Origin of the sequence: Corallococcus terminator (assembly GCF_003611635.1) — a bacterium.
GTDB lineage: Bacteria > Myxococcota > Myxococcia > Myxococcales > Myxococcaceae > Corallococcus > Corallococcus terminator.
This window is the reverse complement of record NZ_RAVZ01000520.1, coordinates 1-4,372: the sequence shown is the minus strand read 5'-3', so window position 1 is coordinate 4,372 and position 4,372 is coordinate 1. Positions and strand designations below refer to the sequence as shown.

Sequence of the window (4,372 nt, the reverse complement as noted above, 5' to 3'; positions counted from 1 at the left end):
GCCCTCGCCCCCTTCGCCCTCGTCCTGATCCTCGCGGTGGATGAACATCACCACGTCGGCGTCCTGCTCGATGGAGCCGGACTCACGCAGGTCGGACAGCATGGGCTTGCCACCCTTGCGCTCCTCCACCTTTCGGTTGAGCTGGCTGAGCGCGATGATGGGCACCGACAGCTCCTTGGCCAGTTGCTTGAGCGCGCGGGAGATTTCCGCCACTTCCAACTGGCGGCTCTCCACCTTGCCCTTCTGGTGCATGAGCTGGAGGTAGTCGATGACGAGCAGCGACAGGCGCGGATCCTTCTGCTTCACGCGCCGCGCCTTGGCGCGCAGGTCGAACGGGGACAGGCCGCCGGAGTCGTCGATGTAGATGGGCGCGTTGTAGAGCGCGCCCGCCATCTCCTGGAACTTCTCCTCGTCGTGCGGAGACAGCCGGCCGCCTCGCAGCTTCTTCATGTCCACGCGCGCGGTGGACGCAAGCAGACGCATCAGGAGCTGATCCGCGGGCATTTCCAGGCTGAAGATGCCGACCGCCTTGTTCTCCTTGAGCGCGGCGTGCACCGCGATGTTCATCGCGAGCGACGTCTTGCCGATGCCAGGACGCGCCGCGAGGATGATGAGTTCGCCCGCGTGCAGGCCGGTCAACTGCATGTCCAGGTCGATGAAGCCCGTGGACAAACCGGTCACGCCCGTGGACGCGGCCTTCATCTTGTCCAGCAGGTCGAGCGTCTGCTCCATCAGCTCGCTGACCGGCCGCAGGTCGCCTTCGCGCTTCTTCTCCGCGAGGAGGAAGACCTTGCGCTCCGCCTCGTCGAGCAGGACCTCCAGTTCGCCCGTCTCCTGGCTGGCCAGGTCCTGGATCTCCCGGCCCACGTTGGCCAGGCGCCGGCGCAGCGCCTGATCCTTGACGATGTGGGCGTACTGCACGGCGTTGGCCGCCAGCGGGACGACCTGGTCCAACCCCATCAGGTACGCCGGGCCCCCCACCGCGACGAGCTGCCCGAGGATCTTCAGCTCCTCCGCGAGCGTCAGGTGGTCCACCTGCTTGCTCTGCGCGTCCAGCCGCATCATCGCGCCGAAGATCTGCGCGTGCGAGGGACTGGAGAAGTCGTCCGCGTGGATGACCTCCGCCACGGGCGTAATCAGCCCGTTGTCCGCCAGCACGGCGCCGAGCACCGCACGCTCCGCGGCGAGATCCTCATGGACCCGCCGACCTTCCCTACCGTCCAGGACGTTCTGCATGGCTGCTTGGAACCTCTACTGCCAGCGTCTGACACGTTCGACGGAACGTCCAGTTTCCCTTCAACAGACCTGTAGCAAGGGGTGGGACCCGGACGCCCGGTGAAGGGTACCTCCCGGGGCACCTCACTCGGCCGCGCCCCACTGCTGGAGGAAGGACTCGCGGTAGGTCCGACTCAGGATCACCGTGGAGCCATCCTTCAGGACCAGGATGCCATCGCCGTGGGTCCAGGGCTCCAGCCGGGCGACAGCCTCCAGGTTCACCAGGTCCCCCCGGTGGACCCGCACGAAGCGGGCGGGATCCAGGCGCTCCTCCAGGGCCCGCAGCGTCTGGCGCACCAGGTGCTCCCCCTGGGCGGTGTGCAGCCGCACGTACTTGTCCTCCGACGACAGTCGCCACACCGTGTCCAGCTTGAGCGGCACCCAGCCCTCGCCGGCCTTCACCACCAGCCGCTCCAGGGGCCGCTCCGGCCGGGCCCGCGCCACCGTCGTCAGCAGGGCCCCCAGGGAGGCCGTGTCCCGCGCCCCGGCACCCAGCAGCGCATGGGCCTTGTCGAGCGCCCGGGCGAAGCGCGCGGCGTCATAGGGCTTGAGCAGGTAGTCCGCCGCGTGGGCCTCGAAGGCCTGGAGCGCGAAGCGCTCATAGGCGGTGGAGAAGATGACCGCCGGGCACGCCTCCGGCCCGAGCGCCTCCAACACCTCGAAGCCGGTGAGGCCGGGCATCTGCACGTCCAGCACCACCAGGTCCGGCCGCAGCGTTTCAATGCGCGCGAGCGCCTCCGTTCCATCCACGGCCTCGCCCACGGCCGTGAAGCGCGCATCGGCCGCCAGCAGGCGCAGCACCTTGGTGCGCGCGGGGGCTTCGTCGTCCACCACCAGCACGCGGAACACCGTCATGAGGCCTCCCGGGGCAGCCACACCGTCACCCGGGCGCCGCCCTCCGGTCCCGTGCCGCGCTTCAGCCCGGCCCGGTCCCCGTACAGGAGCGCCAGCACCCGTTCCATCTGCGCGAGCCCCACGCCCGGCCCCTTCGAAGGGGACAGGCCGCCGAAGCCGCGCCCGGTGTCCTCCACCTCCAGCGCCCACCGCTCACCGTCGACGCGCCCTCGGATGCGCACCTCCAGCGGGGTGCGCAGGTCCTGGTTGTGCTTCACCGCGTTCTCCACCAGCGTCTGCAGGGCGAAGCACGGCACGCGTCGGGCCTCCAGCCCCGGCTCCACGCTCCAGCGCACGTCCAGCCGGTCCCCGAAGCGCGCCGCCAGGAGCGCGATGAAGCGCTCGGTGTGACCCCGCTCCTCGCCCAGGGTCCAGGTGGGCTCGGTGCGCTCCAGGCTGGCCCGCAGCAACTGTCCCAGGTCGCTCAGGAGCCGATCCGTGCGTGACAGGTCCTCGTACATCACGGAGCTGATGGTGTTCAGCGCGTTGAAGAGGAAGTGCGGGTGCAACTGGCCGGTGAGCGACTGGAGCTGCGCGGCCTTGAGCTCGCCTTCCAGTGACGCCGCCCGTAGAGCCCGCCGTTGGCGCTCCCGCGACGCGGCCCCAAGCGAGATGACGGCGCAGATCAACCCGTAGCTGATGAGGTCCTTCTGGGCCTCCATCGGGAGCTTGTAGCCGAGCTGGCCGAAGTCGTACGGCCCCAGTCCCAGGAGCGCGTAGGTGGCATGGCGCAGGCCCGCCATCACCGCGATGTGCAGGGATGTGAAGAGCAGGAAGGCAACTCCGTGGACGCCCAGGAATCGGGCCCAGCCCACGCGGGGGCCCGGCGCGTTGAGGACCGCCGTCATCAACAGGGGAAACGCCAGCGCGACGGCCAGCGTGCTCGTGACCTCCCAGATGAACGCGGGGGCCCAGGGGCCGTGGTTCCGGTAGGAGAGCTGCTCCAAACGCACCGCGCTGCCCTGCCATACGCCCAGGGCCAGGCAGAACAGCAGCACCTTCAGCGCGGGCCGGGCCCGAAGGCGGGGCCAGTACCAGCGGAGGGGCGCGGGCTGGGACTCGGCGGACACGGAGCTCACCCCACCGCCCCGGGGGCCAGGGTGGTGGTCCGCGAGGTCCCGGCCTTGAGGCCGAACCAGGGTCTGAGCCAAAAGACGCGGGAGACCCCCACGGTCAGGGCGCACGTGAGGACGAAGGACGCGGTGAGCACCAGGCCCAGCAGCACCCAGGGGCCCACGGGAAGGCGCAACAGGAGGTAGCCCACGCAGACGATGACCGTCTGGTGGAGGATGTAGAACGGGTACGACAGCGCCTGCGCCCGGCCCAGCCACGACGGCGCCGTGCGCACGTGGTGACGCGCATACCCCAGCGCCGCCAGCAGCGTGCCCCAGAGGGCGATGCTCCCCGCCACCATGTGCGCCGCGGCCGGCAGCGACGACTCCGCCATCGCTGGAACGAACGCCGCCACGGCGATGGCCAGCATCGCGTGTCGCAGCGTCACCAGCCGCGTCCAGACCCCGGGGCAGCGGCCGAGCAGGTGCCCGTACAGGAACAGCAACCCGTAGTGGATGAGGGTGCGCGGATCATCCAGGAGGGCGTGCGTCTCCGACCAGTCCCGCAGCAGGTACCGGTTGAGCGCGAGCGGCACCACCAGCCACGCTACGTTCCACCCGCGCGACAGCCACGCGTCCGCGCGCGAGAGCCACCGTTCGCCCCGGGCCGTGCGCAGCGCCGCGAAGAGGGGCAGGGCCAGCAGGCAGTAGAGGAACAGGTAGGCCACGAACCACAGATGGTGCCAGCTGAAGCTGCCGGCGGGGTAGGGCACGAGGTCGAACACCGTCGGGTAGAAGGCGGCGTAGCTGCCCTGGAACCGCCCCTGGAACAACCGCTCCACGTAGATCTGCGGCGGCACCACCACGAACATGCCGAGCACCAGCGGCCCCAAGAGCCGCCGCGTCCGGTCCTTCGCGAAGGCCCCCAGCGTGCGCCGGCGCAGCGCGAACGCGGTGCCCATGCCGGAGATGAGCATCAAGAGCGGCATGCGCACCAGGTGCAGCACCTCCATGGTGGGCTCCAGCACCGGGAGCGCCTGGGGGCTCTTCACGTGCCACTCCCAGGTGTTGAACATCATCCCGGTGTGGAACAGGTGCAGCAGCACGATGGCCATCACCCGGAGCCAGTCCAGGTCGGGGCGGTGCACGTC

The 4,372-nt window shown here is 69.9% G+C and carries 4 protein-coding genes; all 4 read right to left on the bottom strand.

From position 1 onward, the window contains the following. Positions 1–1,236: replicative DNA helicase (gene dnaB, locus D7V88_RS39315; RefSeq protein WP_120545650.1), on the bottom strand; the 1,236-nt coding region annotated here is incomplete at its 3' end. Positions 1,237–1,359: 123 nt separating this feature from the next. Next, complete coding sequence (locus tag D7V88_RS39310) at positions 1,360–2,130, bottom strand: LytR/AlgR family response regulator transcription factor (RefSeq protein WP_120545649.1); 771 nt, start codon at positions 2,128–2,130, stop codon at positions 1,360–1,362. Next, positions 2,127–3,239 (bottom strand): sensor histidine kinase, encoded by a 1,113-nt coding sequence (locus tag D7V88_RS39305; protein ID WP_244238637.1) that lies wholly within the window; start codon positions 3,237–3,239, stop codon positions 2,127–2,129. Before D7V88_RS39305 ends, D7V88_RS39310 begins: the two co-directional genes overlap by 4 nt. Before the next feature lie 5 nt (positions 3,240–3,244). Next, on the bottom strand, positions 3,245–4,372 hold a 1,128-nt coding region (locus tag D7V88_RS39300; RefSeq protein ID WP_372241168.1), incomplete at its 5' end, for an acyltransferase family protein.

Coding starts and splice junctions, on each gene's coding strand:
- D7V88_RS39310 (WP_120545649.1), bottom strand. CDS start 2,130: ATGACGGTGTTCCGCGTGCTGGTGGTGGACGACGAAGCCCCCGCGCGC.